This window comes from Enterobacter cloacae complex sp. 6730903 (genome assembly GCF_048283985.1).
Taxonomy (GTDB): Bacteria; Pseudomonadota; Gammaproteobacteria; order Enterobacterales; family Enterobacteriaceae; genus Enterobacter; species Enterobacter hormaechei_C.
Map to the genome: position 1 here is coordinate 1 of NZ_JBLVXX010000099.1, position 3,715 is coordinate 3,715.

Genomic DNA, 3,715 nt, shown 5'->3' on the forward strand with positions numbered 1-3,715 from the left:
CAAGTTCAGCTTTTTGTTGGTCAGTGATAAAGATTTTCATGGGGACAGCATGATCTCCTGTTGCTGAAAAATCAAGCGTCTTCAATGATCACGGGTATATATGGATTATATAAAGGCAGGTGATTATTTACTAGATTTATTAAATGCTAATCAACATTGTGCATTAGTTCACATTTTTTATTTTAAGAATTAACACGTGGGAATATTTTGCTATACTTCATATTGATAATTTCGCATAGATATGGAGGATGTATGGAAAAAATGGGGGATTCTCTTCCGATTATCCTTGATAAGGCGGTTGACTTTATGGCATCAACACAAGCATTTAAAGAATATATGAAACAGTCTTCTGTATCAGAACATATTCCTGAAGATATCCCGGATGAGAAGGTGTTTTTTTATATACAAAGACTTAATTATTACAGAAGTATATACCATCCTATAGGGAAGTAAGTTTTATGAATTAAAAGAACGTGAAGCATTGTAAAGTACATCACTTAAGTGGATTAATTGCATTAACTGTTCCTCAGTTAGCGGTTCAATTAATTCATGAAGTTTTGCCATACGGATTTCTATAGCGATAGAAAGAATACTATCACCACGTTGAGTCAAACTAAGAATCTTGTCCTTTCTGTTTTCTTTGCTCTTTTTTCTTAATATAAAGCCTTTGATATCAAGATAATCTAATGCTTCAGTAACAGTCCGGGGACTGAACCCAAGTATTTCGATAATTTCTTTTGCCCTGCAATGTGGCGTGTGGGCGATGACGTCCAGCACGCGGAGTTTTGATAACGTCAATGGAATATTATGTTCAACCAGTGCACAGTTAACTTCTGTCTTAAATTTATGATGTAACCAGTTAATTTGATCAATTCCACGAGTTAAACCATTCATGTTGTACAAAGCCTCCTGCACGCAATAATAATCAATTTATACCCAATAAACCTCAAGATGCAGGTTTGAGCACCTGAAAATGATCGTTAATTCGGGACGTCAGAAAACCCGCTATCCCCGGTAACGTATGGCTGAAAAATTCAGATATTGCATCCCTGAACTCCCTGCTGTTGCTGAAGTAGCGGTTATTCCGGGCATGTTCGTTCATTAACTTCCACATTCGTTCTATCGGATTCAGGTTCGGGCTGTACGGCGGGAGGTAATGAAGTTTTATATTTACCACCTCCGCCCAGTCTTTCACTAACTGTGAACGGTGATAACCAGCACCATCCAGAATAACATGAACTTTCTGCTGATAATCTGGATAAATTTTACGTATCTCATTGAAAAAACGAGATACGTTGTATTCATTAACCGTTTTATATTCGCAGATTAGCGGATGTTCCGGGGCCTTCAGATTCAGCGCCCCCATGATATTCAGCCGTGTACGACTACCTGTTGTTTTTACCGCTTTTCTCTGGCCTTTACGTATCCAGCCATAACCTATTTTGGTGGCCTGAGTCGGATGGACAGCATCAATAAAAAGAACCGGTTCATCACCTGCGGTGGCTTTGAGTTCCTCATAATATTCAATGAATTGCTTTTGTTTCTCTTCACTGAATTTATGCGGGACGCCTGACGGTTTTTTATAGGTGAAGCCGTTCCGGTGCAGCCACTTATTCATTCCCGGAATGCTGAAAACGATGTTCCATGTCCGCGCGACAAACGCGACAATATCACGGGTATGGTAAAATAAATTGTCGGATAAGTGGCTGATTAAAAAAGCCGTTTGTTCAGCGCTGAGTTTGCTGTCTGAGCCGCCATTTTCGGGCTTCAGCTTGCCTTTGTTCAGAAACTCGCTGATATGGTGGTCAACAGTAGTCTGATGCAGGCGTAAAGCCTGAGCGATCATGGCCGAACTCCAGCCCTCGGAGGCCAGAAGAATGGCTTTAATGCGATCGCAAACGCGCTTATCACGACTGGCGTCATGAAGACGCTCAAGTTCAGCTTTTTGTTGGTCAGTGATAAAGATTTTCATGGGGACAGCATGATCTCCTGTTGCTGAAAAATCAAGCGTCTTCAATGATCACGGGTATAAATTCATTGATTTTACTAGTAAACTCAAGATTTTTTTCATCGAGTTCATTAAGTATTTTATTTACGGAAAATCTCTTGGTATAAACCTCGTAAAGTTCATCATACTTTTTTCTGACTTGTTCAGTTGAATTAAGTAATTCAATGAAATTAAAAGCGTCATTTGCTTTAAATACTTCATTTATTGCTGAGCGTATAACTAGTTTACGCTCGCTTTTATGCAAGTCTTTAATTTTAACGGTGTCTAGTAATTCCTTTATTATTTCATACTTAATTGACGGGTTAGATAATTGGTCGATCTCGTTATATTGTAAAAAGTGCTTAAGTTCGACTGTGTAACTTTTGTCTTCATTAGTGAAGAATAAGACGGAGCAATCGTTGTTATGATGATCAGATATTAGCGAAAGGATGTCTTTCCACATAAAGAAAATATGGATTTTTTCAATGCTTTCATTTTTAGTTGTAGGAAATATTAAAGGTGTCCCGATAATATAATTTTTCGGCAGAGAGCTCTGGTTATTTACTCTATACCAGAAGGATTCAAAATTTTCAAAAATTATAGAATCATCCCAAAATGAAGCTTGACGATCTAGCCAAATTTCATTCTGCTCAATACAGTCACTTGCTTTTTTATAACCTATCGACTGTAATAATCTAATTAGTTCAGGGCCATTTACATTGACAGTGCTTTCTTCAAGACTTATAACAGTGTAGGAGCCTTCGACTCTGCTCGAGGCTCCATTAAAAATCTGTGCTAATCTGGATAAGTCATCAGCAATTGTCATTGTTAACTATCTCTATATCTTTTAAGTACATCGTAATCTGCCTGACTCAATTTTATCACAACTTCGCACTTGTTGTCAGTGAGAATTACAGGTTTATTCGACTGTTCGTTTCCAATAGCCCCGCGCATTATTTTCAATTTAAAATTATTGTCGTTATCAGCCACCTCTATTGTAAGTGCGCTCTCAGCAGACTTAGGAGTGGGTTCAAACTGAGGGTCAATCTGGAAACCATTAATATTAACAAAATCAACAAACGTTCCTTTGCATTTATGTGAATCAGTCAAGCATTGATCAATAACTTTGGATATATCTTCTATTTTTACGGATTTATTACCGCTTTTATCTTTTGATTTTTTCTCTAATAAAAGTTTGACTTCATTGTCAATAGTATCACGTAGTACACGGCCAAGTGAGTTTTTGCTAACAAAAACATCTATGGCATTGAATAATTGCTGAATGCTTCTTTTATTGTCCGAATCGTGTCGGCAGCCTAAAGAATCCTTAAAAAAGTCGCTTTTGGATTTACCTTGTAAAAAATGGACATATGAGTCGCCTTTATTTTCTGGATAGCTTGCTTCAAATAAAGTTAGATCGAACATCGCAGCCTGGCGTAAAGCATCGGTATTTATTGGGTTTAATCTCGTTGGCGTCAATTTATCTGTATCAAAGTCATAGGCGCTTTGTTTATCAACCATTACGATTAAAAGTTTCCCTAAGTCTTCTGGGTCAGCAGACTTATAATGGATTAAAACAACGCTGCCACCTTGAAGTTGAGCCACTCTCGTTTCATTATTAGCATTTTGCTTTAGCTTTTCTATTATTGCCTTAGCTAAATTAATAAATTCATTATTTTTATTGATGTATTTTTTTAGAATTGAGGGGATTGAAAAGGGGGTTTGATC

The 3,715-nt window shown here is 37.3% G+C and carries 5 protein-coding genes; 1 reads left to right on the plus strand and 4 read right to left on the minus strand.

Annotated features, from left to right (window positions below; all coding sequences use genetic code 11):
• Positions 1–252: 252 nt before the first annotated feature.
• On the plus strand, positions 253–453 hold the full coding sequence (locus ACNQ0W_RS24725; RefSeq protein WP_032640629.1) for a hypothetical protein: 201 nt from the start codon (positions 253–255) through the stop codon (positions 451–453).
• Between the two features lie 3 nt (positions 454–456).
• Here ACNQ0W_RS24725 and ACNQ0W_RS24730 read toward each other — a convergent pair whose 3' ends face one another.
• From ACNQ0W_RS24730 to ACNQ0W_RS24745, 4 genes are all read right to left on the minus strand, one after another.
• Positions 457–894 (minus strand): MarR family winged helix-turn-helix transcriptional regulator, encoded by a 438-nt coding sequence (locus ACNQ0W_RS24730; protein WP_032640631.1) that lies wholly within the window; start codon positions 892–894, stop codon positions 457–459.
• Positions 895–946: 52 nt separating this feature from the next.
• Complete coding sequence (locus ACNQ0W_RS24735; RefSeq protein WP_064772751.1) at positions 947–1,972, minus strand: IS630 family transposase; 1,026 nt, start codon at positions 1,970–1,972, stop codon at positions 947–949.
• Between the two features lie 31 nt (positions 1,973–2,003).
• The gene (locus tag ACNQ0W_RS24740) at positions 2,004–2,813 is read right to left on the minus strand and encodes a hypothetical protein (protein ID WP_240324881.1); all 810 of its coding nucleotides are present in this window, start codon (positions 2,811–2,813) and stop codon (positions 2,004–2,006) included.
• A gap of 2 nt (positions 2,814–2,815) precedes the next feature.
• Positions 2,816–3,715, minus strand: a 900-nt coding sequence (locus ACNQ0W_RS24745; RefSeq protein WP_417933278.1) for a nucleoid-associated protein, incomplete at its 5' end; no start/stop codon positions are given.

Excerpts from the sequence above, each read along its gene's own strand:
- ACNQ0W_RS24725 (WP_032640629.1), top strand. The coding sequence starts at position 253 with ATGGAAAAAATGGGGGATTCTCTTCCGATTATCCTTGATAAGGCGGTT.
- ACNQ0W_RS24730 (WP_032640631.1), bottom strand. The coding sequence starts at position 894 with ATGAATGGTTTAACTCGTGGAATTGATCAAATTAACTGGTTACATCAT.
- ACNQ0W_RS24735 (WP_064772751.1), bottom strand. The coding sequence starts at position 1,972 with ATGAAAATCTTTATCACTGACCAACAAAAAGCTGAACTTGAGCGTCTT.
- ACNQ0W_RS24740 (WP_240324881.1), bottom strand. The coding sequence starts at position 2,813 with ATGACAATTGCTGATGACTTATCCAGATTAGCACAGATTTTTAATGGA.